The sequence below is a fragment of the Streptomyces sp. NPDC003284 genome, assembly GCF_053589675.1.
This window is the reverse complement of sequence record NZ_JBSFSI010000003.1, coordinates 155711-182103: the sequence shown is the minus strand read 5'-3', so window position 1 is coordinate 182103 and position 26393 is coordinate 155711. Positions and strand designations below refer to the sequence as shown.

Genomic DNA, 26393 nt, shown 5'->3' with positions numbered 1-26393 from the left:
CCTCGTCCGTGGTGATCCTCAGCGCGAGCAAGGCCCTGCACGGTGTCACCGCCCTGCTCGGCGATGTCCCGCACCTGCGGTTCGTCCACGAGGCGGTCACCATCGAAGACCGTCCCGTCCGGTGGCTGGGCCGGCTCGCCCGCAAAGGCGAGAAGCGGATGATCGCGCTGTACCCGACCGCTGCCGTCCGTGACCAGGTCGGACCGAACTTCCCTCACCTTCCCGGCGTGGTGCGGGCGTTCGCGGTTGATGACGGCCGCCCGCTGACCGACTCCGAGCGTGGCGGAGCTCGGAGCGCCTTCACGATCCCCGCAGACGCGAAGGCAGTGTGCGTGGTCGGCGGCTGGTGGCCGTACAAGGACATCTCCACCGTCGATACGGCCCTCGCCCGCCTCACCGCCCCGCTTCACGTCCTGGTGTGCGGCACCCCACTGGACGACGCCGTCCTCACCCGCTGGCACCAGTTCCCCAACGTCCACCTGCGCACCGTGCCCGGCCCGGTCGGCGACCAGGTCCTGCGGCTCGTGTACGCCGCTGCCGACGCGGCCCTCGTCGCCCGGAAGTCCGGTGTGGGCAAGGAATCAGGACTGGTCATGGACACCGTCCGCCTCGGCGTCCCTCTGATCGTTTCCGCGCACGATCCCGAGCTGACCACCCGCCTCGCAGGGGAACCCTGGACCCGGCTCTTCCCGGCCGGTGATCCGGATGCCCTCGCCAAGGCGCTGGACCAGCTCACGGCAGATGCTCCCGCCCGCTCGGGTCCGTCAGCGTGCGGGGCTTTGGACATGACCTCGGCGGCCGACCAGGCCGCCTTCCTCACCGACACCTACACCCGCCTGACCAAGGAATGCCGATGAAGACACCCATCTCTCCCGCCTTGGTCGCGGTGGTCGGCCCGGTCGAACCGGCCCTGCTGGCCGCCTGGACCGCCCACTACCGCCGGCTCGGCGTCGAGCGGTTCCACATCGCCTTCCACTTCCCCGACCACATCCACGACGCCTGGCGGCACCAGCTCATCGCGGCCGGCCACGACCTCGGCATCGTCCCTGCCCGGATCAGCACCGGACCCTGGCACGAGCACACCAACACCCAGCTCCGCGACTTCCTGTGCGAGCAGGCGGGCCCGGCTGGCACCTGATGGCCGACTCCGACGAGTTCCAGACCTACCCCGCCCCGCCCACCGAGATGATCGCCCGGGCCGAGGCTGCCAAGCACAAGGTGATCGGCGGGCTGATGCTCGACCGGGCCACGAACGACGGCCGCCTGGCCCTCTGGCGCCCGGAAACCGGGCTGGACCGGTCCTTCCCGCTCGGCGGGCACCTCACCCACCGGCTCCTCAAGGGCGACCCCCGAAAGATCGTCCTTGCCCACTCCTCGGTAGCCGTTGCATCCGGCAACCACCGGGCACTGGGCCACAAGCCAGACCCGGATAGGCTCGCATGCGTGCACCACTTCAAGTGGCGCTTGGGCGTCCTGGACGACCTGCGACGACGGGTCGACCGGTTCACGTCCGGTGACTGGGTCGAGCACACCCCGGCCGTCCGCAGCGAGGCGTCCCGCCTGTTGCAGCACATCGACCGCCACAACGGCCGGATCGATGTCGCCGACCCGCGTCTGGCCTTCCGGCACGTCACGCTTGATCGGCTGCCGAGCGGCTGGGCCGTCGAAGCCGCCAAGATCGCAGCCGCCTGGCGCCCGCACACGGCTCAGAGCCAGCTTGGCTCCACGATCTCCTCCCCCTCGTCCTGAGGCTTCTCGAAGCGAGCAAAGAAGTCGTCCAGGGCCTCCGGGGTCACGACCAGCGCATTGGCGTCTTCCCGCTCATTGCGCTCCGCCAGCCTGCGCAGCAGCTCTTCGCGCTCCACCGGGAAGTACAGCAGCCGCCACCGGCCGTCGGCCGCCTCCACCAGATCCTTCATCGCGTCGCGGTCCTTACGTGGCCACAGCCCGTGGTCCCACACCACGTCCCGGCCCTCGGCGACCAGCTCGGCGAGCCGCTCGTGCAGCTCGGCGACGACCGGAGCCTCTTTCTCGAAGTAGGTGTTCTCCGGGTAGTCGACGCCGTACTGACCGTGCCGTTCATGGACGACCTCGTCCACCGACAGCCGCACGGCACCCTCCGGCTCCAACTTCCGCTGGGCATAGGTGGTCTTCCCCGCGCCGGTGAGCCCCACCAGCAGGAACACCATCGGAGTGTCCTCGGCCACCGCCAACTCCCTCCAACACCAACAGCGCTCCTTGGCCAGTCTGCCACCGTCGGCCGGCCCAGGGCCCCGTTCCTCCTCACCAGCACCCGAAGGAGCCGCCCGTGACCGCCTCCGCACTCGCCCGCGCGCTGCGGGTCTACGTCCGTTACGCGTTACGCCCCCGGAACGGTGGGCAAGGCCCGGCTCGTCGGCCGCTTCCTCGACGAGCACCTGCGAACCCACCCCGTCCACACCACCGTCAGGCTGCGGTCCGGCGACAAGATCGGCGTGACCACCAGCGACGTCATCCAGCGCTACCAGTACCTCTTCGGCGAGTGGGAGCCGAGCCTGAGCACCTTCCGCCGTGACCGGCTCCGCCCCGGAGACACCTTCATCGACGTCGGCGCCCACCGAGGCGCCTTCAGCCTCCTTGCCTCCCACGCAGTCGGCCCCCACGGGCACGTCATCGTCGTGGAACCCTCCCCGCAGTTCCACGACGACCTGACCGCCGCGATCACTGCCAATCGCCGCACCAACATCCAGTCGATCCGATCGGCCGTCTCCGACACTCACGGCAGGCAGACCCTGTACCTGGAGGACCCCACCAACCTCGGCCACACCACCGCCGTGCGGCCCCGCCATGCCCACATGACCTTCGACGTACAGACCGCGCCGCTGGCCGACCTCATCAGCAGCGCCCAGTTCGCTACCACTCGGATCATCAAGATCGACGTCGAAGGCGCCGAAGCAGCAGCCGTCCGCGGACTCCTACCGGCGCTCGCGCACTTGCCGGACGACGCGGAGCTTGTCGTGGAGGTCACCCCTCGGCTCTTGGCCAAGCAGGGCGAGAGCGCCACCGGGATCATCGACATCCTGAGCGAGAACGGCTTCCATGCGTACACGCTCACCAATGACTCCGACCCGACCACCTATCCCAGGACCATGCGGCACCCGCAGCCGCCCATTCGATGCACCACGGTCCCCGAGGAGATGACCGACCTGGTGTTCTCGCGCACCGATGCGGGCCACCTCGTATCCGGGCGTTGAAGCCGCCCGCGCTCCAAAAGGGAGCCGGCATCCCCGGATGCCCGCACGACCCCGAAGAATCCGAAGCACGTCGACAAGGAGCGGACACGGTGAGCAGCAAGAGTGTGATGAACAGTCGCAATGCGGTCTGCGTGATCGTCCACGACAAGAACACCGACACGGTCGCGTCCCTGCTCTACGGGGCCCGTAGCTGGTCCCCGCAACCGGTCTGGACCCTTCCCGGCGGCAAGGCCGAACCCGGCGAACCCCTCGACGAAGCCGCTGCCCGCGAACTCAAGGAGGAGACGGGCCTTCTCGTCGACCCGGCCAACCTCTCACTCGTCCACGTCGTTCACGTCGAACAGGGCTGGGACCGGTCCGGGCAGTTTGTGCTCTTCGCCTTCGCCACCGACACCTGGACCGGTGAACTGACCAACGCCGAACCGGACAAGCACCTCGCAGTCCAGTGGCTCGCGGCCGAACGCCTCCCCGAGCTCGCGTTTCCGACAGCCGCACAAGCCCTGGCTGCGTACAGGGATGGTGGTCCGTCCTTCTCCCGCTACGGATGGCCGGCCACCATCACGAACTGAATCGTCTCGCTGTTCTGGACGGCCCGGCGGCCGCACGGCACCGCGCCTGATCAGTGGGGACTCGCCTACGTCGAGCCGCGACCAGGAACGCGCTCGACGTAGGCTCACCGGCATGAGCCTGCGCCTGAGCACCGTGATCCTTCCTGTCGACCGCTGGCACGAGGGTGGCCGCGCCAAGTGGCAGCGCGCCGAGGAACTCGGCTTCCACGCCGCGTACACCTACGACCACCTCTCCTGGCGCAGCTTCCGCGACGGCCCGTGGTTCGGCGCCCTTCCCACCCTCACCGCCGCCGCCACGGCTACGGACCGCTTGCGCCTGGGCACCTTGGTCACGTCGCCAAACTTCAGGCACCCAGTGACGCTCGCCAAGGAACTGATCTCACTCGACGACATCTCCGGCGGACGCGTCACCCTCGGCATCGGCGCCGGCGGCAACGGCTTCGACGCCACCGCACTCGGCCAGGAGCCGTGGACGCCCAAGGAGCGGGCGGACCGGTTCGGCGAGTTCGTGCCACTGCTCGACCGCCTGCTCACCGAGGGTGCGGTCTCACAGAAGGGCGACTTCTACACGGCCGAGGAGGCCCGCAACCTCCCCGGCTGCGTACAACAGCCCCGACTGCCGTTCGCGGTGGCTGCGACCGGCCCACGCGGCCTGAAGCTCGCCGCGCGACATGGGCAGGCGTGGGTGACGACGGGTGACCCGAAGCTGTACGAGACAGGCACCCCGGAGCAGTCAGTCGAGGCACTGCGCGGGCAGATCGAAAGGCTCGGCAAGGCGTGCGCCGAGGCCGACCGAGACGTGACCGACCTCGGCAAGATCCTGCTCCACGGCTTCACCCCCGACCGGAACAGGCCGCTGGAGTCCGTAGACGCCTTCGTCGACTTCGCTGGCCGCCACCAGGAGCTCGGCTTCACCGAGATCGTGATCCACTGGCCGATCCCCGAATCGGACTTCGCCGCCGACCAGCATGCCTTCGAGGAGATCGCCTCAGGGGCAGCCACCCAGCTGAGCTACTAATTAGCATCACCTTCAGTCGGGGCGTTTCCGCGGATCGCATCAGATCTCAAGCGGTATCCAATTGTAGCTTCGACAACACTCTCCCTGATGGCGTCCATGTTGTCACCCTTACGCACTGGAATATCCAGTACGCGGGCAAGGGCCTGCAGATCCGCGCGACTCAGCTTTTGTTTTTTAAGATACTCCTCTCCAACTTCCCGGGATTCAGCACCGGAAAGATAGAGACGCAGTTGCTCCAGATCGACGCTCGGGCCCCTTCGGGAGGTTTTAGCTTCTCGCGGCGCCTGCGTTCTGACCAGGGAAATTCGACTACGCCCTGCTGCCAGATCTTCGACCTGTTCAGGCGATAGGGATTGCAGGAAAGCCCCCAGCTGCTTTAGTACCAAAATCGACTGCCCCGCAGACGGTTCCATATACTTACACCCCAAGCTTGAGCATGAATTCCGCAACCAGGTCTTCGAGTTCACCGATCAACTGCTTCTCGGTCGCAGTCTTTCCTGCCCTAAGAACTAGGGGCCGTCCACTGCCAGGGGAGCTAGCGAACAGCGTCTTCGCTTCCCGCATAAGGCTGTCGAATACTGGAACTCCGAGCGAAGCGGTCTGACGCATGTATGGGCGCAGGGCCGAGATGGGCTGACCGCCATAGAATTGCATCATCGTAAAAACAACGCCAAGCACCTGCGGATTAATAACGCGCACATCTCCGCCTCCAGACTCGAGTTGCGCGTATTCGTTGTAATCCCCTACGAGTTCGCGCAGACTTCGTTGCAGATAGTCGATGCCGAGCGTCGAAAGATAGTCCGCTTTGGCTGGAATTAGTACGCTGTCACTAGCAACGATTGCATTTTTCGTCACAACGTTGAAGTTCGGCGGACAGTCGATCAGGATTACATCGAATTCACCGAAAGAATCCTCCTTGAGTCCTTCGGCAAGGCGTCGATGGACGCGCAGATAGTTGATTTTGGATTGTTTGAGAGAGGCTCCTCCGAGTTCTGTAGCAAGTTCCAAATCGACGTTGATCAGGCCAAGATGCGAGGGAATGAAGCGTAGAATTCCACCGTTTCTGAAGTCTCGAATTCTCGGAGCTCTCGTCACGAGGGACGATAGGCTCAGAGGGGAGCTGGAGTCAAATGATTCATACCACCGCTTGATCGTCTTATCAGCTTCAAGATTTTGTTGCCAGTACTCGGGCCGAACAAGTGAAAATGTCAGGCTCGCCTGCGGGTCGAGATCGATGAGCAGAACCTTCTTCCCTCGAAATGCAAGCTCTGCTCCGATATTTGCAGTAAGGGTGGTTTTTCCGACTCCACCCTTGTAATTGATGACTGACACAATGCGCACGCCTAACATCCCCTCCCGCCGCGCGAAACACTTCGGATCGCACGCCGTGACGCTACAGCGCGCGGCCATCCAGCGTCTTCGAATTTGACAAACCAGGAACCATGTCTTGCCAAGGCGGTTGAGTAGGAGCATTTCGAGTGGCGTGTTGACCGAGAGCCCTGATGCGACGCCCACGCGACCTGGTGGGTCAAAAGGGCTTGACCGAGGTCACCAGGGTCCCCAGGCGCATGCGCTCGGTCGTGGCCGCCGCGGCAGTCAGGGTCGGCACGGCACCGAACCACGGGCCGTCCCGGAAGCTGCGCCAGGACAGATGGTCGTAGGTGTAGCCGGTGTGGAATCCGAGTTGCTCGGCGCGGGTCCACGCCGCACGGCCGCCCTCGTGCCACCGGCGGTAGGGGAGGATGACGGTGCTCAGGCGCAGACTCATGACCCCGAGCCTAGGGCCCCGCGTGTTTCACGTGAAACGGGTCACCGCACGTGGCTGCTCAGCCACGAGGTGAGACCGATCATCGGGATCAGTTCCTTGTACGTGCGGTCGCCGGGCAGGGGGACGACCAGGCGGTAGCCGGGCGGGAAACGCCGCGCCTTGACGAACGCGGTGCCCTCCAGGACGGAGCGCAGGAACGCGGGGACGTCGTCGCGGGGCACATCGTGGAAACGGACGCCCTCGACGGTGATCAGGGCGTCGTCCTCCGGATAGAGCTGCACGGTCAGCCGGGGCAGCCCGCCGAACTCGACGAACGCCTCGTGCGGCAGCGAACCGTCCGGGTCGGTGGTGACGCCGACCCCCACGGAGCTGCGTCGTGAGGTCTGGTCGGCGCCGATGTCGTGGGTCACCTCGATCTCGCGTGCGTAGGCGGCGGCGAGGGCACGACAGGCGGTGACGGCGGCTTCGGTCGTGGCGAGATGACGGTCCATGCCCACGATCATGCCGGACCGGGTCAGTGACCCGAGCCGAACCGCAGGTACCGCGGTGGTACGGCCTGTGTCAGCCACACGCCGTTGGCGCTGACCCGGAAGACATGGCCGTCGCGGTGCATCGCGGCGGCGTCCACGGCGAGCACGACCGGCCGGCCACGGCGGGCACCCACGCGGGTCGCGGTCTCCCGGTCGGGCGAGAGGTGCACGTCGTGCCGGTTCATGGGCCGCAGCCCCTCGGCGCGGATGGCGTCGAGGGCGCGGCCCACCGTCCCGTGGAAGAGGTACGGCGGCGGGGTCGCGGGCGGCAGCCCGAGGTCCACGTCGACGCTGTGTCCCTGGCTGGCCCGGATGCGCTCGCCCCGGATCTCGAAGCGCCGCTTGTCGTTGGTGGCGACGACGTGGTCCAGCTCCTCGCGGGTGAACCGGAAGCGATGCCCGGCCGCCGCCGCGATCAGGGCCTCGATCCCGACCCAGCCGGCCTCGTCGAGCGTGAGCCCGATCCTCCCGGGCTGGTGGCGCAGATGCCGGGAGAGGTACTTCGACACCTTCACGGTGCGTTGTTCGTCCATGCCACCAGCCTGCCGCGAGAGACGAGCCTCGCGCTGAACTTTTTCGCCGGGCAGGTTTGATCCACAGCCAAGTGAGGTTATCCACAGGCGGATTGAGGATTCTGTGGACAACTGGCGTCCGGGGCAGGCGATTTCACCCGCCCCGGACCTGCCCGGCAGCGCGTCGGGCAGAACTCACAGACGTGGCCGCACCCGTGCCAGCCTGCGCAGCGTGCGCGGACTGAAGCGGGACAGGGCGTGGAAGAGGCGCGCCTCCGGGGTCACGGGCACCACCGCCGCGTCCCGGACGACCGCGCGCAGGATCGCGTCGGCGACCTTCTCCGGCGGGTAGTTCCGCAGTCCGTACAGCCGGGACGTGCGCTTCTGGCGGCGCTTCTCCTCCTCCGCGTCGACGCCCGCGAAGCGCGTCGTGGAGGTGATGTTGGTGTTGACGAAGCCGGGGCAGATCGCCGTGACCCCGATCCCCTGCCCGGCCAGCTCCGCGCGCAGGCACTCGCTGAGCATCAGCACCGCGGCCTTGGACGTGCTGTAGGCGGGCAGCGCCTGCGACGGCTGGTAACCGGCCGCCGACGCGATGTTGACGATGTGGCCGCCCTGGCCGCGCTCGGCCATCTGCTTCCCGAAGAGCCGGCAGCCGTGGATCACACCCCACAGATTGACGTCGAGGACGCTTCTCCAGTCCGCCGCGGTGTGGTCGAAGAACGAGCCGGACAGGCCGATGCCCGCGTTGTTCACCAGGACGTCCACCACGCCGTACTCGGCGGCGACCTTCTCGGCGAGCTTCTCCATGGCGCTCTCGTCGGAGACGTCCGCCGTCTCCGCCCAGGCGGCCCGCGCGCCCAGCGGCAGGGCCAGCCCGGCGGTGCGGGCCGCGGCCTCGCCGTCCCGGTCCACGGCCACGATCCGCGCCCCGGCGGCGGCGAAGGCGAGCGCCGTGGCCCGTCCGATGCCGCTGCCCGCGCCCGTGATCAGCACGAGCTGCCCGGCGAAGCGGTCGGCGTGGCGTCCGGTGGCCGCCGGAGCGGGCCGGCCGTCCTCGACGGTGTCCACGAACTCCGTGATCCAGTCGGCCAGCCGGTCGGGCCGGGTGCGCGGGACCCAGTGCCGGGCGGGAAGGGTACGGCGCACCAGGTGCGGGGCCCACTGCTCCAGGCCGTCGTACAGCCGTTCCGACAGGAACACGTCGCCCGCCGGGACGATGAGCTGCACCGGCGCGTGGGCGCGCGCGTCGGGCCGCGGCCGGCGCAGCCGCGTCCGGACGTTGTCCCGGTACAGCCAGGCGCCGTGCGCCGCGTCCTGGGGCAGTGACGCGGTCGGATAGTCGCCCGCGGGCACCTGTTCGAGGCGCTGGAGCAGCTTCGGCCACCTCTTGCCGAGCGGGCCGCGCCAGGCCAGTTCGGGCAGTACGGGGGTGTGCAGCACGCCGACGTACCAGGACTTGGCGCCCTGGCCGAGGAGCTGGCCGACCCGGCGCGGGGTGGGGCGGGTGAGACGCGAGTTGATCCAGTGGCCGAAGTGGTCGAGCGACGGTCCGGACATGGAGGTGAAGGACGCGATGCGGCCCTCGGTGCGCGCGACGGTGACGAACTCCCAGGACTGGACCGAGCCCCAGTCGTGGCCGACCAGGTGCACCGGCTCGTCCGGACTGACGGCGTCCGCGACCGCCAGGAAGTCGTCGGTGAGCTTCTCCAGGGTGAACCCGCCGCGCAGCGGCCGCGGGGCGGTGGAGCGGCCGTGGCCCCGGACGTCGTACAGCACGACGTGGAAGCGGTCGCGCAGCCGCCCGGCCACCTCGGACCAGACCTCCTTGCTGTCCGGGTAGCCGTGCACCAGGACGACCGTCGGCCGCCCGGGATCCCCGAGTTCGGCCACGCACAGCTCGACCTCGCCGGACCGTACCCGGCGTTCCCGCGCGCCCTCCAGCGGCGACACGCGCATCACCTCTCCTCCGCCCGGCGGCACGCTCCCCCGCTCGCCTCGGCCGGGGACGCGCGCCTGTCATGCGACGTGGGCGACTGTGGCAGTTGTTAGACTGAACGTCAATAGGGTGCCCCGCGAGGCTCGTCCCTGTCGCACAAGGCCGGGTTGTCCGGAACCTGTAGGACTTGGGAGCCGCACCCCCTAGGGCCCCGTAATACTCCAGAGGGACGCGAAGACGGCTCTGGGGTCTGACGACTCGCGTGGCGGGCGTCACTATCGTCGACGACGTGACTGTGATCGCGACCGAAAGCCTGAGCAAGCGGTTCCCCCGGGTGACCGCTCTTGACCGGCTCTCCGTGGACGTCGGACCCGGTGTGACCGGACTCGTCGGCGCCAACGGGGCCGGCAAGTCCACACTGATCAAGATCCTGCTGGGTCTGTCCCCCGCCACGGAGGGCCGCGCCGAGGTGCTCGGCCTCGACGTCGCCACCAAGGGCGCCGCGATCCGCGAGCGGGTCGGGTACATGCCCGAGCACGACTGCCTGCCGCCGGACGTCTCGGCCACCGAGTTCGTCGTCCACATGGCGCGCATGTCCGGCCTGCCGCCCACCGCCGCGCGCGAGCGCACCGCGGACACCCTGCGCCACGTCGGGCTCTACGAGGAGCGCTACCGGCCCATCGGCGGCTACTCCACCGGCATGAAGCAGCGCGTCAAGCTCGCCCAGGCCCTGGTGCACGACCCGCAGCTGGTCTTCCTCGACGAGCCGACCAACGGCCTCGACCCGGTCGGCCGCGACGACATGCTCGGCCTCATCCGGCGCATCCACACCGACTTCGGCATCTCGGTCCTGGTCACCTCGCACCTCCTGGGCGAACTGGAGCGCACCTGCGACCACGTCGTCGTGGTCGACGGCGGCAAGCTCCTGCGCTCCAGCTCCACCACCGACTTCACCCAGACCACGACCACCCTCGCCGTCGAGGTCACCGACAGCGACGAGCACCCGGACGGCACCCGCGCGGTGCGCGAGGCCCTGACCGCCCGCGGTGTGCAGACCGAGGACAGCACCGGACTGCCCGGCGCGGGCCACGTGCTGCTCCTCACCGCCCAGAGCGAGGAGACGTACGACCTGGTCCGGGACGTGATCGCGGACCTCGGACTCGGCCTGGTGCGCATGGAGCAGCGCCGGCACCACATCTCGGAGGTCTTCCGGGACGACGAACAGCGCGACGGACAGCGGAAGGAGGCGGTCGGCCATGGCAATTGAGCAGCCCCTGCGCAATCCGGTGCCGCCCTCGGGCGACCAGACCCGGATCCACAACATCGGCTACCGCAACTACGACGGTCCGCGCCTGGGCCGCGCCTACGCCCGCCGCTCGCTGTACTCGCAGTCCCTGCGCGGCTCCTACGGCCTCGGCCGCTCGGTGAAGTCCAAGGTGCTGCCGATGCTGCTGTTCGTGGTGATGTGCGTGCCCGCGGCCATCATGGTCGCCGTCGCGGTCGCCACCAAGGCCAAGGACCTGCCCGTCGACTACACGCGCTACGCCATCATCATGCAGGGCGTCATCAGCCTGTACGTCGCCTCGCAGGCGCCCCAGTCCGTCTCGCGCGACCTGCGCTTCAAGACCGTGCCGCTGTACTTCTCGCGGCCCATCGAGACCGCCGACTACGTCCGCGCCAAGTACGCGGCGCTGGCCTCGGCGCTGTTCATCCTGACCGCCGCCCCCCTGCTGGTCCTCTATGTGGGCGCCCTGCTGGCCAAGCTCGACTTCGCCGACCAGACCAAGGGATTCGCCGAAGGACTCGTCTCCGTGGCCCTGCTCTCCCTGCTCTTCGCCGGCATCGGCCTGGTGATCGCGGCGATCACCCCGCGCCGCGGCTTCGGCATCGCCGCCGTGATCGCCGTGCTCGTCATCTCCTACGGCGCGGTCTCCACGCTCGAAGCCATCGCGGACGCCCAGAACAGCACCTCCGCCATCCCGTGGATCGGCCTGTTCTCACCGGTCACCCTCATCGACGGCGTGCAGACCGCCTTCCTGGGCGCGACCTCCTCGGCGCCCGGAGCCGCGGGCCCCGGCAGCGGACAGGGCGTCGTCTACGTCCTGGTCGTCCTCGGCCTCATCGCCGCCGCCTACGGGCTCCTGCTGCGCCGCTACAAGAAGGTGGGACTGTGACCACGCTGAGCATCGACCACGTCTCCCGCTGGTTCGGCAACGTGGTCGCCGTCAACGACATCACCATGAACGTCGGCCCCGGCGTCACCGGCCTGCTCGGCCCGAACGGCGCCGGGAAGTCCACGCTGATCAACATGATGGGCGGCTTCCTCGCCCCCTCCACCGGCACCGTCACCCTCGACGGCCAGCCGGTCTGGCGCAACGAGCAGATCTACCGGCACATCGGCGTGGTCCCCGAGCGGGAGGCGATGTACGACTTCCTCACCGGCCGCGAATTCGTCGTCGCCAACGCGGAACTGCACGGCCTGGGCGCCAAGGCCGCGCAGAAGGCACTGGCCACGGTCGAGATGGAGTACGCGCAGGACCGGAAGATCTCCACCTACTCCAAGGGCATGCGCCAGCGCGTGAAGATGGCCAGCGCCCTCGTCCACGACCCCTCGCTGCTCCTGCTGGACGAGCCGTTCAACGGCATGGACCCGCGCCAGCGCATGCAGCTGATGGATCTGCTGCGGCGCATGGGCGACGAGGGCCGTACGGTGCTCTTCTCCTCCCACATCCTGGAGGAGGTCGAGCAGCTCGCCTGGCACATCGAGGTCATCGTCGCCGGCCGGCACGCTGCCAGTGGTGACTTCCGCAAGATCCGCCGCCTGATGACCGACCGTCCGCACCGCTATCTGGTGCGCTCCAGTGACGACCGGGCCCTCGCGGCGGCGCTGATCGCCGATCCGTCGACATCCGGCATCGAGGTGGACCTCGCCGAGGGCGCGCTGCGCGTCCAGGCCGTCGACTTCGGCCGGTTCACCGCGCTGCTGCCGAAGGTGGCCCGCGACCACGGCATCCGGCTGCACACGGTCTCGCCGTCCGACGAGTCCCTCGAGTCCGTCTTCTCGTATCTGGTCGCGGCGTAGGAGGCCCCACGATGTACGACCCCACAGTCGCCCGGCTCACCTATCGGGCTCTGCTCGGCCGCCGCCGGGCCCTCATCCTCGGCGCGCTGCCCCTGCTGCTGATCGTCATTGCCGTGGCCGTCCGCGCCCTCACCGGCGCCGACGACCAGACCGCGGTGAACGTCCTCGGCGGTTTCGCCCTCGCCACGATGGTGCCGATCATCGGCGTCATCGCCGGCACCGGCGCCATCGGACCGGAGATCGACGACGGCTCGGTGGTGTACCTGCTGTCCAAGCCGCTGAAGCGGCCGGTCATCATCTTCACCAAGCTGATCGTGGCCATCGCCGTGACGATGGTGTTCTCCGCGGTGCCGACGCTGATCGCCGGACTGATCCTCAACGGCAACGGCCAGCAGGTCGCGGTGGCCTACACGGTGGCGGCGCTGGTCGCCTCCATCGCCTACGCCGCCCTCTTCCTCCTGCTGGGCACGGTCTCCCGGCACGCGGTGGTCCTCGGACTGGTCTACGCGCTGGTCTGGGAGGCGCTGTTCGGCTCCCTGGTGCCCGGGGCGCGCACCCTGAGCGTCCAGCAGTGGGCCCTGGCCGTGGCGCACAAGGTCGCGGGCGGGGACCTGGTGACCTCCGAGGTCGGGCTGACGACGGCGACGGTCCTGCTGGTGCTGGTGACCGTGCTGGCCACCTGGTACGCGGGGCAGAAGCTGCGGGCCCTGACCCTCGCCGGCGAGGAGTGAGAGCCGGACCTGTCCGGGGGTGGGCGAGCGGGCGCGGCCCCTCGCTCACCCGGCCGACGGTTCATCCGGCCGTCGGCTCGCCCGGCAGGCCCGCTGCCGACGAGGCCGCTGCCGACGAGGCCGCTGCCGACGAGGGCGGCGCCGAACGGCCGGGCGTCCGGGGCTAATTCAGTGGCGCCGCGGCTGCCCGGTGGGCACAGTGGAGATGTCCGCAGCGCCGGATCGGACCGGCGCCCATGCACCGGGAGAGGAGCGAGGCGATGCCCATGCACGGCAGTACGCCCGGCTCCCGACAGGGCAGCCCGCGGCGGAGTCCGGAGCGCTGACCCGCTCCGTGGAACCGCCCCGCACGGGGCACTGCCCGGGGCGGCTGCTTCGAGCACGCGACCCGTTGTCGCGTGAGCCGCCCACCCGGAGGATTGGCCGAGTGGCAAGGCACCGGCTTGCTGAGCCGTGGTCGGGGTCACCCCCGCGCACGTTCGATCCGTGCATCCTCCGCAGAGACCAGAAAATCAGCGACCAGCGGACCAGCGACCGGAGAACGCACGGGCGCAGGTCACAGCCCACGGGCCACAGGCCACAGGTCACAGAGCTTGGTCGGGCTGGGCGGCGTGATGGTCCGGGCTCAGCCCAGCCACCGTTCCAGCACCACCGCGATGCCGTCCTCCTCGTGGGAGGCCGTCACCTCGTCCGCGACCGCCTTCAGCTCCTCGTGGGCGTTGGCCATGGCCACCCCGTGGGCGGCCCAGGCGAACATGGGGATGTCGTTGGGCATGTCGCCGAAGGCGATCGTGTCGGCCGGCTTCAGGCCCATCCGCCGGGCGGCCAGTGACAGCCCCGTCGCCTTCGACAGGCCGAGCGGAAGAAGCTCCACTATGCCCTCGCCGGCCATGGTGACCGAGACGAAGCCGCCCGCCGCCCGGTGGGCGGCCTCGGCCAGCGCGTCGTCGGAGAGCGTCGGGTGCTGGATGTAGATCTTGTTGAGCGGAGCGCTCCACAGCTCGGAGGCGTCCGTCAGCGGGGTGGCGGGCAGGGCGCCGGTCACGGCATATCCGGGACCCACCAGCACCTCGCCGTCCAGCCCGTCCCGGCTCGCCGCCAGGTACAGCGGGCCGACCTCGGCCTCGATCTTGGCCAGCGCCACCCCGGCCAGCTGCCGGTCCAGGGTCACCGAGGTCAGCAGCCGCTGCTCGCCGGCGTGGTACACCTGGGCGCCCTGGCCGCAGACCGCGAGGCCGCGGTAGCCGAGGTCGTCCAGGATGTGCCGGGTCCAGGGGGCGGCGCGGCCGGTGACGACGATGTGCGCGGCACCCGCCGCGGTCACCGCGGCGAGCGCCTCGCGCGTGCGGGGCGAGACCGACTCGTCGGACCGCAGCAGGGTGCCGTCCAGGTCGGTCGCGATCAGCCGGTAGGGGAGGCCGCCGGAGTTCTCGCCGACGGCCGTGGTGGCGGTGGCGGTCACTTGGCCAGCGGCTCCAGGACCTCCCGGCCGCCGAGGTAGGGACGCAGCACCTCGGGCACGCGCACGGAGCCGTCGGCCTGCTGGTGGTTCTCCAGCAGGGCGACGATGGTGCGCGGGACGGCGCACAGCGTGCCGTTCAGCGTGGCCAGCGGCTTGACCTGCTTGCCGTCGCGGACGCGGATGGACAGCCGCCGCGACTGGAACTCGGTGCAGTCCGAGGTCGAGGTCAGCTCGCGGTACTTGCCCTGGGTCGGGATCCACGCCTCGCAGTCGAACTTGCGCGCGGCCGACGAACCGAGGTCGCCCGAGGCGACGTCGATCACGCGGAACGGCAGCTCCAGCGAGGTCAGCCACTGCTTCTCCCACTCCAGCAGCCGCTGGTGCTCCGCCCGCGAGTCCTCGGGGGCGACGTAGGAGAACATCTCGACCTTGTCGAACTGGTGCACACGGAAGATGCCCCGGGTGTCCTTGCCGTGCGAGCCGGCCTCGCGGCGGAAGCAGGGCGAGAAGCCCGCGTAGCGCAGCGGCAGCCGGTCCGCGTCGATGATCTCGTCCATGTGGTACGCCGCCAGCGGCACCTCGGACGTGCCGACCAGGTACAGGTCGTCCTTGTCGAGGTGGTAGACGTCCTGGGCGGCCTGGCCGAGGAAGCCGGTGCCGGCCATGGACTGCGGGCGCACCAGCGCCGGGGTGAGCATGGGCGTGAAGCCGGCGGCGGTGGCCTGGGCGATCGCCGCGTTCACCAGGGCCAGCTCCAGCAGGGCGCCGACACCGGTGAGGAAGTAGAAGCGGGAGCCGGAGACCTTCGCGCCGCGCTCCACGTCGATCGCGCCGAGGAGCTGGCCCAGCTCCAGGTGGTCCCGGGGCTCGAAGCCCTCGGCGGCGAAGTCGCGGTGGGTGCCGTGCGTCTCCAGGGTGACGAAGTCCTCCTCGCCGCCGACCGGGACCTCGGGGTGGACGAGGTTGCCGAGCCGGAGCAGCAGCTCCTGGGTCTCGGCGTCGGCCGCGTCGCGCTCGGCGTCGGCCGTCTTGACGTCGGCGGCGAGCTGGCTCGCCTTCTTCAGCAGCTCGGCCTTCTCGTCACCGGCGGCCTTGGGGATGAGCTTGCCCAGCGCCTTCTGCTCGGCGCGCAGCTCGTCGAAGCGGACGCCGGACGACCTGCGCCGCTCGTCGGCAGACAGGAGGGAGTCGACGAGCGCGACGTCCTCTCCACGGGCACGCTGCGAGGCGCGCGCACGGTCAGGGTCCTCACGGAGCAGACGAAGGTCAATCACGTGCTCAAGGCTACCGGTGCGGCGTTCCGGCTCACGACCCAGTATTCGGGTCCGCTCCCCTGCGATTCGGGTCCGCCGCTCCGCGGGGCCGTACGCACGGTCAGGGCAGAATTGCGCACCGTGTCAATTGAGCCCCCGGCGGCCCCCCGGAAGAGGACGTCCGACCGCCGTCCTGTTGACTGGATTCCCTTGTGGGCAACCGGACTTGGCGGGTCGGTTGTCCACAGGAATCCGGGACTGCGGAAAAGTTATCCACAGGCTGTGCGAAAGATCTGTGGACTTCGGAATTGATCACTCCGGAAGTACGGGGCACCGCAAGAATTCCCGGTCCAAACGGGTTCGACACCCACTTTCGGGTGGAAAAGGGTCGCCCCAAAAGATGAACCATGGGAAACGAGTGGACGAAGGGTGACCTGCCGCCCGATGACCCGCCCTGGGGTCCGAAGGGCGATTTGTCGACCGACTCGGCTGCCGGTGTCGACTTGTCCCCAGGTCGAGAAGCGGACCTGTGGATAACTTCTGTGGATAACGAAGATCTGCAGGTAGGACTGGTCGTACCCGATCGGAAGTGACTAGAAACGGCCGTCCTGGCAGCGGGCCACCCACTCGGCCGCGGCCATGAACTCCTCGTCCGACGTTCCGGCGAACGGGGGCCGCACGTCCGCGGCGCCGATGTCCGCGCGCGGATACGAGCCGAGGAAGCGCACCTCCGGGCAGACCCGCTTCAGGCCGGTCAGCGCCTCGGCCATCCGGCGGTCGGCGATATGTCCCTCGGCGTCGATGCAGAAGCAGTAGTTGCCGATGCCCGCGCCGGTGGGCCGGGACTGGAGCAGCATCAGGTTGATCCCCCGGCCGGAGAACTCGCCCAGCAGGTCGCGCAGGCCGCCGGGATGGTCGGCCCGCTGCCACAGGACCACGGACGTCTTGTCCGCACCGCTCGGCGCGGCCGGCCGTGCGGGACGGCCGACGAGAACGAACCGGGTCTGCGCGTTCTCCGCGTCATGGATGCCCGTCTCCAGCGCTTCGAGCCCGTACCGGGCCGCGGCGAACTCACCGGCGAAGGCGGCGTCGTAGCGGCCCTCCTGGACCAGCCGGGCGCCGTCGGCGTTCGAGGCGGCCGACTCCCAGCGGGCGTCGGGCAGCCGCGCCGTCAGCCAGTTGCGCACCTGCGGCTGGGCGGCCGGATGGGCGGTGACCGTCCGGATGGCGTCGAGCCCGGTGCCGGGCCTGACCAGCAGCGCGAAGGTGATCGAGAGCAGCACCTCGCGGTAGATCATCAGCGGCCGGCCCGCGACCAGTTCGTCGAGCGTCGTGGTGATGCCGCCCTCGACGGAGTTCTCGATGGGCACGAACGCGGCCTCGGCCGCCCCGTCGCGGACCGCGTCCAGCGCCGACTGCACGGACACCTGGGGGACCAGCTCCCGGGTGGCCGCCTCCGGGAGTCTGCGGAGCGCCACCTCGGTGAAGGTGCCTTCCGGACCGAGATAGGCGTAGCTCGCTGACATGCCCTCACCCTAAGGTCCGCCCCGGCTCCCCTCACCCTTCCGAAGAGGGTGTGCCCTCCGGGGGCCCTCCGAGGCGTCATCCCTCCAGGAGCCGCTGCCCGACGTACTCGCCCCGCGCGGCCCCGCCCGGCACGGCGAACAGCCCGCTCGCCTCGTGCCGGATGAACGGTGACAGCGCGTCGCCGCGGTCCAGCTTGCGCTGCACCGGTACGAAGCCCCGCAGCGGATCGGCCTGCCAGCAGATGAACAGCAGCCCCGCGTCCGGTGTGCCGTCCGGGCCGATGCCGTCGTGGTACGAGAACGGGCGCCGCAGTATGGCCGCGCCGCCGTTCTGGTCGGGGCGGGTGATGCGGGCGTGCGCGTTGACCGGGACGACGTAGGTGCCGTCCTGGCCGGGCTTCTCCAGGTCCATGGCGGTCGTCTCGGTGCCCCCGCTGAGCGGTGCGCCGTCGGACTTGCGGCGTCCGATGACGTTCTCCTGCTCGGGGAGGGACAGCTTCTCCCAGTCGTCCAGGAGCATGCGGATCCGGCGTACGACGGCGTACGAGCCGTTCGCCATCCAGGCGGGCCGGCCCCCGCCGGGCACGAAGATGCGCTGGTCGAAGTCGGGGTCCTTGGGCTTCGGGTTGTTGGTGCCGTCGACCTGGCCCATCAGGTTCCGTGCCGTCATGGGGTGCGCGGTGGCGCCGGGGGACCGGTTGAAGCCGTTCATCTGCCAGCGCACCCGGGCGGCGCTGCCCGCGTCCTTCTGGAGGGCCCGCAGAGCGTGGAAGGCGACCAGGGCATCGTTGGCGCCGATCTGCACCCAGAGATCGCCGTCGCTGCGGGCCTTGTCGAGCCGGTCGGAGGAGAAGGCGGGCAGCGGCTCCAGGGCGGCGGGCCGCTGCTGCGCCAGACCGGTCCGGTCGAAGAACGACCGGCCGAAGCCGAAGGTGATCGTCAGGGACGAGGGACCCGCGTCCCGTGCGACGCCGGTGTCACCGTGCGCGGCGGGCTCGCCCGCCATCAGCCGTTCGGCGGTCCCCGACCACCGGCGCAGCAGGGCAGCCGCCTCCTTGCGGCCCGACCCGGCCGTCAGGTCGAAGGCGACGAGATGGCCACTGGACTGGAGCCCCTCCGTGATCCCGGGCTGGTGTTTCACGTGAAACACGGCCCGATCGGAGCCGAGCGCGGTCAGCGGGGTGGCACCGGCGGGCGCGGCGGTGTAACCGATGGCCGCGCCCGCCGCACCCAGAACCAGCCCACTGGCACCGGCCGTGCCGAGCAGCCGCCGCCGCGAGATGCCCGCCCCGGTGGCGGCGTCGGCCGCCCTGGGCTCGGGCACGGCCGAAGCGGAGCCGGAGCCGGCGGCGGGGACGGAACCCCCGGAGGACCGGGAACCCCCGGAGGACCGGGAAGCCCGGGTGCTCCGGGAGGTGTTCTTCGGGGCGGACTGGTCGGTCATGGTGGTTCAGCCGATCTTGACGTTCTTGGTGACGGTCACCTGGTCGATGTCGGAGGTCCGCACGGTCACGGCGACCTCCCAGTCGCCCGCCATGGGGATCTGCACCCCGTCCGCCGCCCAGTGTCCGATGGTGATGTGGTCGGGGGCGACGGGGAGCGGCCCGATCTTCTGGGCGGGGAGGGTGAAGGCGATCTTCAGCTCGGCGACGTCGAACGGCTTGCCGTCCGGCCGCTGAGCGTAGACGTGCAGCTCGTTGGCGCCCACGCGTGCGGGGTCGAGGTCGATCCGGACGACGCCCCGGCCGTTCTGGCCACCGGTGTCGAACGGCACGTCGAGGGCGGCCGCACCGGTCGAGGACGAGGCGGCGGAGGACGACGAGGACGCGGTGGCCGCCTTGGCCTCCTCCTCGGTGCGGCCCGGTTCGGTCTGGGTCAGCACGGTGGTGACGGCGAGCAGGACGACGGCGACACCGGCCTCCATCAGCACCGAGCGGCGCAGCCCGAACCGGTTCGGGTCGCCGTCCCGGAGCCGCTTCTGCCGCGCCGCGTCCACGGCGGCCCGCTGCCGGGCGAGCTGGGCGGCCCGGCGGGAGTCGCCCGCCTTCGCACCCGCCTCACCGGCTGCGCCGCCCCCACCGGCTGCCCCGCTGTCCGTCTCTCCCGCCGAGTCCCCGTCGGCGCCGTCTCCCCCCGTCTCCCCGTCCGCCGCACCCGTCCGCGCGCCGACCGGCTTCTTCGTGCCGACCGGCGCCTTGCGCGGACCCGTGACAGAGCCGCTCCCGGAGCCGGTGGCGGAACCGGCCGCGGAGCCGGTGGCCGTTCGGGCGGCGGCACCGCCGGTCACCGCGTCCGCCAGCCGTCCCGTCCAGCGCCGGGAGAACCAGGCGACCGCGACCATCAGCAGCACCAGACCGGCCTTGATCAGGAGGAGCTGCCCGTAGCGGGTGCCGGTCAGCGCCGACCAGGAGCCGACCTGGCGCCAGGACTGGTAGATGCCGGTGGCGACCAGGGCCACCACGGAGCCGAAGGCGAGACGGGAGAAGCGGCGTACGGCCGCGGCCTCGACCGGGGTGTCGGCGGGCGCCCGGTAGAGCGCGACCAGCAGCGCGACGAGTCCGCCCAGCCAGGCGGCGACGGCCAGCAGATGGACGACGTCGACCGGCATCGCGATGCCCGGCTGGAGGCCGACCGAGGCGTGCTCGGCCAGGGCCCAGCTCGCCGCCAGCCCGGCGGCCACCACAATGCCCCCGATCGCCAGCCCGAACGTCAGATCCCGCTTCTCCTCGGCCTCCCGCTTCTCGTACGCCCCGAAGAGCACCGCGACGAAGAGCGCCGCGGCGGCGAGCAGCAGCAGCCGGGAGACGAGGGCGGCGCCCGTCTTGGTCTGGAGCACCTCGCCGAGCAGGTTCAGGTCGAAGATGTCCCCGGCCTTACCGGAGGTGGTGTAGGAGCCGCGCAGGAGCAGCAGCGCCAGGGTGGCCGCGGTGAGCGCGATCCAGCCGGAGACGACGAGCCGCTGCACGGCCCGCACCCCGGCGCCGCGCTGCCAGCAGGCCAGGACGAAGGCGGCACCGCCGGTCAGGACGATGAAACCGGCGTACGACACATAGCGCCCGATGCCGTACAGCCAGCCGACGAACCCGCCGCCCACGTCCTGGCCGCCGGCCACGACCGCGGTCTTGGAGGGCGCCCCGATGGAGAAGGTGTAGGCGCCGCCCACGGGGTGGCTGTCGGCGGAGACCACCTGGTAGGTGACGGTGTACGTGCCCTTGGCCAGGCCGCCGCGCAGCCGCACGCTGTACGTGGTGCCGCTGACGTGGGCCGGTTTCCCGGTGTCGACGCGGGCACCCTTGGGGTCGAGCACCCGCAGCGAGTCGCCGTTCATCGCGACCTCTTCGGAGAAGGTCAGCGCGACCTGGGCGGGTGCCTGGGCGACCACCGCCCCCTGCCGGGGGTCGCTGCCGGTCAGCGCGGCGTGCGCGGAGGCCGGTGCGGCACCGGCCAGGAGCGCGCAGGCGACGGCCAGGAACAGCAGCACCAGGTTCCGTACGCGGGGGGTGATGGTCGGCATCAAGGTGGTCCCTCCCTCAGTGTCCGGTCTCGGGGACGTACGTGGCGGGCTTCACCGGCATCTCGACCCGCAGCTCGCCGGACTTGGCGAAGTGCAGCTGGACGGAGACCGTCTGGCCCTGCTCGGGTCTGCGCTTGAGCATGTCGAACATCAGGTGGTTCGCACCGCTCTTGAACACCAGCCGGCCGTGGGCGGGCACGGTGAGCCGGTCCGCCTCCTGCATCGTCTGGCCGACCGTGCGGTGCGCGGTCACGGAACCTGCGGCGTCACTGGTCACCGAGGTCAGCTCGTCGTCGGCGCCGCCCTTGTTGACTATCGTCAGGAAACCGGCCGCCATCGAGTCGGACACCGGCTGGGGCATGTAGGCTCCGCTGACGGACAGTTCGGCCTTCCCGGCGGACTCGGCGCCGGAGGCCGAGCCGCCGCAGCCGCTCAGCAGGGCCGTGCCGGCCAGGGCCACCGCCGTCAGTCCGGCCGCCGCCCGGCGCCTCACGGGTTCTGTCCCTTGATCAGCTTGGGCAGGCCCTTGGTGTAGTCGCCGACGGTGGCGTCCTCGCCGTAGACCACGTAACCCGTGTCGTTCTTCGGGGAGAACGCGACGACCTGGGCGCCGTGCACCGACACGAGCTTGCCGTTCTTGTCCTTCTTGGTCGGCTCGACGGTGATGCCGATGCTGCGCGCACCGGCCTCGATGGTGGCGTAGTCGCCGGTCAGCCCGACGAACTGCGGGTCGATGCCGTTGAGCCACTTGCCGAGTTCGGCGGGTGTGTCACGGCCCGGGTCGGTGGTGACGAACACCACGCGCAGCTTGTCCTGGTCCGCCTTGGGCAGGGCCTTCTTGGCGACCGCCAGGTTGTTCATCGTCAGCGGGCAGACGTCGGGGCAGTGGGTGTAGCCGAAGTAGATCAGGGTGGGCCGGCCCGCGGTCTCCTTGCGGAGGTCGTACTTCTTGCCGTGGACGTCGGTCAGCACCAGGTCGGGCTTCTCGAAGGGCTGGTCGAGCACGGTCGCGGGCTGCTGCGAGGGCTGCTCGGCGACGACGGTGGCGGCCTTCTCGTCGCCGTCGCCGCTGCCGCAGGCGGACAGGGTCATCGTCGCGGCGGCGAGCAGTGCGGCCGCGGCGAACGTCTTCTTGCGCATAGAAAAATGTCCCAGATGTGAGAACTCCGGCGCGCACCGGGCCCGTACGCCCCACAGCGGGGGACGGCCGTACCCGGACCTCGTGCGGTCCCGGTGCGCGGCACGGACGAGCAGGATCAGGCGGCGGTGCGGCGGCGCCCGGCGAACACGCCGTACGCCACGCCGGCCGCGCCGACGACGATGCCCACGACGCCGAGGACGCGGGCGGTGGTGTCACTGCCGCTCTCGGCGGCGGCGGTGGAGGTGCTCTCGGCGGACTTGGAACCGGCGGAGGCGTTCTGGGCCGCCGCTCCGTGGGCGTCGTCCGCCGCGGCGGTCAGCTGGAGCGTCGGCGCCGGGTTGTCGGGCTCGGCCTGGCCCTTCTGCGGGACCTCGATCCAGCGGACGACCTCCTTGTTGGAGTACGTCTGGAGGGCCTTGAAGACGAGCTGGTCGGCGTCTTGGGGCAGCGCGCCCACGGACACCGGGAACTTCTGGAAGTAGCCCGGCAGGATGCCCTTGCCGTCGGTGGCGGTCCAGGTGACCTTGCTGACCGCCTCGGAGATCTGCTTGCCGTGCATCTCCAGGGGCTTGTCCAGCTTGGACTTGGTGACCTCGACCTTCCAGCCGTTGACCGGCTCCGGCATCACCGAGGCCAGCGGGTGGTCGGTCGGGAAGGCGACCTCCAGCTTGGTGGTGGAGGCGTTGTCGCGCTCGTTGGGCACCTTGAAGTCGACGACGGCGTAGCCGCCCTTGGCCGCGGCGCCCTCCGCCGCCACGGTGACGTGCGCGAACGCGGGGACGGAGACGGCGAGGACGGCCGCGCCCGCGAGGGCGCCGACGGTGGCGAGACGAGAGGTCTTGCGGCTGATGGCCTGCATCACAGAGAACACTCCACTTCGAGTGGGTCCGGTGGATCCGGTGGTCGGGAGAGGGCGCGTGCTCCGGGGCGGCTGCGAGAGAGCGTGTGCACCGGGACGTACGCCGGTGCGGACCGCCCGCGGGGCGGGCACGCGCGGGGACGCCGCACGACGGCGGCCTCCCCCTCCGTTCCGGCCGGGTGGGCCGGGACCGTGGAGTGCTGGTCGCGTCGTGTCAGGCGGCGAGGACGAGGACGGCGGCGGGCGGACCGCGCCGGATCACCGTGTGCTGGAGGGCGGTGGCGGTCGGCGGCGGCAGGACGCGGTCGGCGGCGCGCGGGAAGCGCGGGCCCGTGCCCGGCAGCGCCGGCAGCCCGGCGCACAGGGCGCACACCAGGGCGAGCGCCCCGCGCAGGGACCGTACGAGCGCGCCTTCGGCGACTCCGTGCGCCGACAGCGCGATCAGCCGCACCAGGGCGAGGTCACCACGGCGCAGCAGCCAGCCCGCGGCCAGCGCGGCGAGCACATGGCCGAGCAGCATGGGCAGGGACGGCAGCAGCGCGGCGAGGGACCCGGCGCCGTGCGGCGCGGCCGCCGAGCTGGTCGCGCCGGTCGGCGCCGCGGCTCCGGACGGGTAGACATGGGCGTCGACGAGGATCCGGTAGGCCCGCGCCGGGGTGATCCCGGCGGTGGTGGTGCCGCACAGGTACCGCGCGGCCCGCTCCACCAGCGCGGCGTCGGACAGCACATGGCCCGGGTGGCCCAGGGACCCGCCCGGCACCGCGGAGCCCGCCGCGCCCGGCGAGGCCGCCGAGCCCAGGGACCCCATGGCTCCCATGGACCCCATCGAGCCCATCGGTATCGCGCCGGACACCATGCCCGCCCCGTGCTGCCCGAGTCCGAACAGCGCGTGCAGCACCAGCTGGCCCGCCGCGAGCAGCGCCGCGATCCCGGGCAGCGAGCGGGCGCGCCCGGCCAGCGGTACGACGACCACGAGCGCCCCCAGGAAGCCCGCGCCCAGCGTCCACAGCGGGACGGTGGCGCAGGAGCCCAGGGTGTGCCCCGCCGCGGCCAGCACGACGCAGACCGCGGCGAACACCGCGGCCCGCAGCAGCCGGAGATCGCGTCCGGCGGATGCCGCGCGCGAGTGGGGGGCAGTCATGGCGGCCTCATCATCCCACTGGGCACCCGTGCTCCGTACGGCAGGTCCACAAGGTGCGGTACCTCCGGACAGGTCACCTTCCACGGCGTATGCGCCCGTGCATACACCGATACCCTCCGTCCCCGCATCCGCCGAACGGGCGTCGCCGTGTCAACGCGGTGCTTACGGCCGGGCACGCCGGGCAATACGTATCGGTATGTCGAGCCGCGGCCAGGAGGCTGGAGCATGAGCATCTGGTGGTCACTCCATCTGCGGCGTGACGCTGCGAGCGTGCCGCTCGCCCGGCGGCTCCTGCTCGGCACGATGGAGACCGCGGGCGTCGACCCCGACGTCTCCTTCGACCTGTCGGTCGCCCTGAGCGAGGCCTGCGCGAACGCCGTCGAGCACGGTGGGGACGGCGCCGGTTCGCAGGACTACCGGGTGACCGCCTACCTCGACGGGGAGAAGTGCCGTATCGAGGTGGCCGACACGGGCCCCGGTTTCCCGGGTGGCGGGCCCCGCGTGCCGGTCCGCCCCCCGCACACGGACGCCGAGCACGGCCGCGGCCTGTGCCTCATCCGCGAGCTGGCCGACCATGTCCACATCGGCAACGAGCCGGAGCGGGGCGGCGCGGTGGTGAGCTTCGACAAGATCCTCAAGTGGCGCGACGACGCTCCGCTGGCGGCGGTCTGACCCCGGCTGCCCCTGCGGCCCCCGGCCCCCGGCGGCACCACCCCGCCGCCCCGCGGCGGCAGCGCGGCCTCACGCGCCGTCCAGGACCTTCGCCAGCACCTCCAGCGCCTCCGGGTACATCCGCTCCCTGGGCGTCCCGTAGCCGACGACGAGCCCTTGCGGGTGGCCCGCGCCGGGCGTGTGCCAGTGCTCGCCGAGACGGCCGAGCGCGAGCCCCGCCTCCTCGGCGCGGGCCAGCACCCGCTCCTCGTCCGCCACATCGACCAGGGCGTGCAGCCCGGCGGCGATCCCGCGCACCGGACGGCGCCCGCCCAGCCGCCCCAGGAGCTGGTCCCGGCGGCGCCGGTAGCGCAGCCGGCACGCGCGCACATGCCGGTCGTAGGCGTGGCTGTCGATCAGCTCGGCGAGCGCCAGCTGCCCGATGGTCTCGGTGTGGTGGTCGCTGTGCAGCTTGGCCTCGGCCACCGCGTCGACCAGCTGCGGCGGCAGCACCATCCAGCCCAGTCTCAGGGCGGGTCCCAGGGTCTTGGAGGCGGTGCCGAGGTAGGCGACGTGACCGGGCGCCATGCCCTGGAGCGCGCCCACCGGCTGGCGGTCGTAACGGAATTCGCCGTCGTAGTCGTCCTCGACGATCAGGGCACCACGCGCGCGTGCCCAGTCGGTGAGCGCCCGCCGCCGCTCGGGATGCAGGGTGACGCCCGTCGGGTACTGGTGCGCGGGGGTGACCACGACGGCCGCCTGCTCGCCCAGGTCCTGCGCGCGCACCCCGCGTTCGTCGACCCGGACCGGCACCACGGCGCCGCCGTTGTGCCGCACCACGTCCCGGTGGAAGGGCAGCCCGGGGTCCTCCATCGCGACGGAGGCGCCGTCCAGCACCCGGGTGAGCAGGGCCAGCCCCTGCACGTATCCGGAGGTGATGACGATCCGCTCCGGCGGCGCGACCACCCCGCGGGCCCGCCCCAGGTACCCCGACAGCGCGGTGCGCAGCTCGATGCGCCCCCGGGGGTCGCCGTAGTCGTACGCCAGGGAGGGCGCCGTCGCGATGGCGCGGCGCAGCGCCCGCAGCCAGGCGGCCGCCGGGAACGCGCCCACGTCCGGGCTGCCGGGCCTGAGGTCGAAGCGGGGCGCACGCGCGCGTGCCGCCGCTCCGGGCTGCTCCGCGTCCACGGCGGGCAGCGCGGCGACCCGGGTGCCCGAGCCCTGCCGCGCCGTCAGGTATCCCTCGGCGACCAACTGGTCGTACGCGGCCTTCACGGTGCCCCGCGAGACGCCCAGTTCCAGCGCGAGACGCCGGGTCGCGGGCAGCCTGGCCCCGGGAGCCAGCCGCCCCTCCCGCACCGCGGCCCTGAGTGCCTTCTCCAGTCCGGCCCGGCGGCCCGTCGCCGCGTCCGGTTCCAGGTGCAGATCCACCCCGGCACCGGGCAAGAAGCCGTTCACCTGCAC

The 26393-nt window shown here is 70.9% G+C and carries 27 protein-coding genes, 1 tRNA gene and 1 pseudogene; 12 read left to right on the top strand and 17 right to left on the bottom strand.

The features are described from left to right. Positions 1–8: 8 nt before the first annotated feature. From ACWDYF_RS07865 to ACWDYF_RS07855, 3 genes are read left to right on the top strand one after another with little or no spacing between them, the layout of a single operon-like run. Complete coding sequence (locus tag ACWDYF_RS07865) at positions 9–857, top strand: glycosyltransferase family protein (RefSeq protein WP_389462786.1); 849 nt, start codon at positions 9–11, stop codon at positions 855–857. Next, the gene (locus ACWDYF_RS07860) at positions 854–1138 is read left to right on the top strand and encodes a hypothetical protein (RefSeq protein ID WP_389462787.1); all 285 of its coding nucleotides are present in this window, start codon (positions 854–856) and stop codon (positions 1136–1138) included. The genes ACWDYF_RS07865 and ACWDYF_RS07860 overlap by 4 nt, the downstream gene beginning before the upstream one ends. Further along, positions 1138–1749 carry a hypothetical protein gene (locus ACWDYF_RS07855; protein WP_389462788.1) on the top strand — a complete coding sequence of 204 codons (612 nt, stop codon included), beginning with the start codon at positions 1138–1140 and terminating at the stop codon, positions 1747–1749. The genes ACWDYF_RS07860 and ACWDYF_RS07855 overlap by 1 nt, the downstream gene beginning before the upstream one ends. Here ACWDYF_RS07855 and ACWDYF_RS07850 read toward each other — a convergent pair. Then, positions 1707–2207, bottom strand: a complete 501-nt coding sequence (locus tag ACWDYF_RS07850; RefSeq protein WP_389462789.1) for an ATP-binding protein — start codon at positions 2205–2207, stop codon at positions 1707–1709. The genes ACWDYF_RS07855 and ACWDYF_RS07850 overlap by 43 nt on opposite strands. A gap of 168 nt (positions 2208–2375) precedes the next feature. Here ACWDYF_RS07850 and ACWDYF_RS07845 point away from each other — a divergent pair, with 168 nt between their 5' ends. The 3 genes from ACWDYF_RS07845 to ACWDYF_RS07835 all read left to right on the top strand — a co-directional run bounded on the left by ACWDYF_RS07845 (position 2376) and on the right by ACWDYF_RS07835 (position 4820). Then, the gene (locus ACWDYF_RS07845; RefSeq protein WP_389462790.1) at positions 2376–3233 is read left to right on the top strand and encodes an FkbM family methyltransferase; all 858 of its coding nucleotides are present in this window, start codon (positions 2376–2378) and stop codon (positions 3231–3233) included. Positions 3234–3322: 89 nt separating this feature from the next. Continuing rightward, a complete protein-coding gene (locus ACWDYF_RS07840) occupies positions 3323–3802 on the top strand; it encodes an NUDIX domain-containing protein (protein WP_389462791.1) in 480 nt (159 codons plus the stop codon). Positions 3803–3914: 112 nt separating this feature from the next. Further along, on the top strand, positions 3915–4820 hold the full coding sequence (locus tag ACWDYF_RS07835; RefSeq protein WP_389462792.1) for an LLM class flavin-dependent oxidoreductase: 906 nt from the start codon (positions 3915–3917) through the stop codon (positions 4818–4820). On the opposite strand, the gene ACWDYF_RS07830 is transcribed toward ACWDYF_RS07835, so the two are convergent. The 6 genes and pseudogenes from ACWDYF_RS07830 to ACWDYF_RS07805 form a co-directional block, all read right to left on the bottom strand. Further along, on the bottom strand, positions 4817–5233 hold the full coding sequence (locus ACWDYF_RS07830) for a hypothetical protein (protein ID WP_389462793.1): 417 nt from the start codon (positions 5231–5233) through the stop codon (positions 4817–4819). The two genes, ACWDYF_RS07835 and ACWDYF_RS07830, sit on opposite strands and share 4 nt — an antisense overlap. A 4-nt stretch (positions 5234–5237) precedes the next feature. Then, on the bottom strand, positions 5238–6161 hold the full coding sequence (locus tag ACWDYF_RS07825; protein WP_389462794.1) for a ParA family protein: 924 nt from the start codon (positions 6159–6161) through the stop codon (positions 5238–5240). A gap of 202 nt (positions 6162–6363) precedes the next feature. Continuing rightward, positions 6364–6588 (bottom strand): annotated as a pseudogene (locus ACWDYF_RS07820) (LLM class flavin-dependent oxidoreductase); the annotation flags it as partial. Between the two features lie 41 nt (positions 6589–6629). Further along, on the bottom strand, positions 6630–7091 hold the full coding sequence (locus ACWDYF_RS07815) for a hypothetical protein (RefSeq protein ID WP_018566273.1): 462 nt from the start codon (positions 7089–7091) through the stop codon (positions 6630–6632). A gap of 11 nt (positions 7092–7102) precedes the next feature. Next, positions 7103–7651 carry an RNA 2'-phosphotransferase gene (locus tag ACWDYF_RS07810; RefSeq protein WP_389462795.1) on the bottom strand — a complete coding sequence of 183 codons (549 nt, stop codon included), beginning with the start codon at positions 7649–7651 and terminating at the stop codon, positions 7103–7105. Between the two features lie 174 nt (positions 7652–7825). Next, positions 7826–9589 (bottom strand): SDR family oxidoreductase, encoded by a 1764-nt coding sequence (locus ACWDYF_RS07805; protein WP_389462796.1) that lies wholly within the window; start codon positions 9587–9589, stop codon positions 7826–7828. Positions 9590–9864: 275 nt separating this feature from the next. On the opposite strand from ACWDYF_RS07805, the gene ACWDYF_RS07800 reads away from it, so the two are divergent. The 5 genes from ACWDYF_RS07800 to ACWDYF_RS07780 all read left to right on the top strand — a co-directional run bounded on the left by ACWDYF_RS07800 (position 9865) and on the right by ACWDYF_RS07780 (position 13880). After that, a complete protein-coding gene (locus ACWDYF_RS07800) occupies positions 9865–10836 on the top strand; it encodes an ABC transporter ATP-binding protein (RefSeq protein ID WP_381739133.1) in 972 nt (323 codons plus the stop codon). Beyond that, the gene (locus ACWDYF_RS07795; RefSeq protein ID WP_381738944.1) at positions 10826–11743 is read left to right on the top strand and encodes an ABC transporter permease; all 918 of its coding nucleotides are present in this window, start codon (positions 10826–10828) and stop codon (positions 11741–11743) included. The genes ACWDYF_RS07800 and ACWDYF_RS07795 overlap by 11 nt, the downstream gene beginning before the upstream one ends. Further along, positions 11740–12651: an ABC transporter ATP-binding protein gene (locus ACWDYF_RS07790; RefSeq protein ID WP_018566278.1), complete on the top strand. Its 912-nt coding sequence runs from the start codon at positions 11740–11742 to the stop codon at positions 12649–12651. The genes ACWDYF_RS07795 and ACWDYF_RS07790 overlap by 4 nt, the downstream gene beginning before the upstream one ends. Positions 12652–12662: 11 nt before the next feature. Further along, positions 12663–13382, top strand: coding sequence for an ABC transporter permease (locus ACWDYF_RS07785; protein WP_018566279.1), 720 nt, complete (start codon positions 12663–12665; stop codon positions 13380–13382). A gap of 413 nt (positions 13383–13795) precedes the next feature. Next, a tRNA-Ser gene (locus ACWDYF_RS07780) sits at positions 13796–13880 on the top strand. 127 nt (positions 13881–14007) lie between these two features. Here the strand turns inward: ACWDYF_RS07780 and ACWDYF_RS07775 are convergent. The 9 genes from ACWDYF_RS07775 to ACWDYF_RS07735 form a co-directional block, all read right to left on the bottom strand. After that, complete coding sequence (locus ACWDYF_RS07775) at positions 14008–14844, bottom strand: HAD family hydrolase (protein WP_389462797.1); 837 nt, start codon at positions 14842–14844, stop codon at positions 14008–14010. Further along, on the bottom strand, positions 14841–16118 hold the full coding sequence (gene serS / locus ACWDYF_RS07770) for a serine--tRNA ligase (RefSeq protein WP_018566281.1): 1278 nt from the start codon (positions 16116–16118) through the stop codon (positions 14841–14843). The genes ACWDYF_RS07775 and serS overlap by 4 nt, the downstream gene beginning before the upstream one ends. Positions 16119–16690: 572 nt before the next feature. Then, positions 16691–17623 carry a prephenate dehydratase gene (pheA, locus tag ACWDYF_RS07765; protein WP_381738949.1) on the bottom strand — a complete coding sequence of 311 codons (933 nt, stop codon included), beginning with the start codon at positions 17621–17623 and terminating at the stop codon, positions 16691–16693. 76 nt (positions 17624–17699) lie between these two features. Continuing rightward, positions 17700–19067, bottom strand: coding sequence for an iron uptake transporter deferrochelatase/peroxidase subunit (gene efeB / locus ACWDYF_RS07760; protein WP_389462798.1), 1368 nt, complete (start codon positions 19065–19067; stop codon positions 17700–17702). Positions 19068–19073: 6 nt separating this feature from the next. Continuing rightward, entirely contained in the window at positions 19074–21140 is a 2067-nt protein-coding gene (locus ACWDYF_RS07755) for a copper resistance protein CopC (RefSeq protein ID WP_389462799.1), read from the bottom strand. A gap of 13 nt (positions 21141–21153) precedes the next feature. Then, the gene (locus ACWDYF_RS07750) at positions 21154–21630 is read right to left on the bottom strand and encodes a copper chaperone PCu(A)C (protein WP_018566285.1); all 477 of its coding nucleotides are present in this window, start codon (positions 21628–21630) and stop codon (positions 21154–21156) included. Next, positions 21627–22277 carry an SCO family protein gene (locus tag ACWDYF_RS07745; protein ID WP_381738955.1) on the bottom strand — a complete coding sequence of 217 codons (651 nt, stop codon included), beginning with the start codon at positions 22275–22277 and terminating at the stop codon, positions 21627–21629. The genes ACWDYF_RS07750 and ACWDYF_RS07745 overlap by 4 nt, the downstream gene beginning before the upstream one ends. Before the next feature lie 116 nt (positions 22278–22393). Further along, a complete protein-coding gene (locus tag ACWDYF_RS07740; RefSeq protein ID WP_018566287.1) occupies positions 22394–23137 on the bottom strand; it encodes a YcnI family copper-binding membrane protein in 744 nt (247 codons plus the stop codon). A gap of 214 nt (positions 23138–23351) precedes the next feature. Beyond that, positions 23352–24278 carry a hypothetical protein gene (locus ACWDYF_RS07735; RefSeq protein WP_389462800.1) on the bottom strand — a complete coding sequence of 309 codons (927 nt, stop codon included), beginning with the start codon at positions 24276–24278 and terminating at the stop codon, positions 23352–23354. A gap of 225 nt (positions 24279–24503) precedes the next feature. Between ACWDYF_RS07735 and ACWDYF_RS07730 the strand changes: the two genes are divergently transcribed. Next, a complete protein-coding gene (locus ACWDYF_RS07730) occupies positions 24504–24950 on the top strand; it encodes an ATP-binding protein (protein ID WP_018566289.1) in 447 nt (148 codons plus the stop codon). A gap of 69 nt (positions 24951–25019) precedes the next feature. On the opposite strand, the gene pdxR is transcribed toward ACWDYF_RS07730, so the two are convergent. Then, complete coding sequence (pdxR, locus tag ACWDYF_RS07725) at positions 25020–26387, bottom strand: MocR-like pyridoxine biosynthesis transcription factor PdxR (RefSeq protein WP_389462801.1); 1368 nt, start codon at positions 26385–26387, stop codon at positions 25020–25022. Between the last annotated feature and the right edge of the window lie 6 nt (positions 26388–26393).